This window comes from Citrobacter sp. TBCS-14 (assembly GCF_005280805.1).
GTDB classification, from domain to species: Bacteria; Pseudomonadota; Gammaproteobacteria; order Enterobacterales; family Enterobacteriaceae; genus Citrobacter; species Citrobacter gillenii.
In genome coordinates this window covers 1-245 of sequence record NZ_SZWM01001143.1, presented here as the reverse complement: position 1 = coordinate 245, position 245 = coordinate 1, and the positions used below count along the sequence as shown (strand labels likewise).

Here is a 245-nt window from a genome sequence, read left to right as displayed (position 1 = left end):
GTTTCAACCGGGACGTCGGACACTGATTTCGAAAAAACCAAACAGATTCTGGCATTGAATCCAGCGCTGAACTTTATCTGCATTGATGTGGCAAATGGCTATTCAGAGCATTTTGTTCAGTTTGTGTCGAAAGCACGTGCGGCCTGGCCGACAAAAACGATCTGTGCTGGCAACGTGGTCACCGGCGAGATGTGTGAAGAACTGGTGCTTTCCGGTGCTGATATCGTCAAAGTGGGCATTGGCCC

General features: G+C 49.8%; 1 protein-coding gene. It reads left to right on the top strand.

The window, feature by feature from the left end; all coding sequences use genetic code 11:
• Positions 1 to 245, top strand: a 245-nt coding sequence (locus FDX22_RS24460; RefSeq protein ID WP_186805464.1) for an IMP dehydrogenase, incomplete at both ends; no start/stop codon positions are given.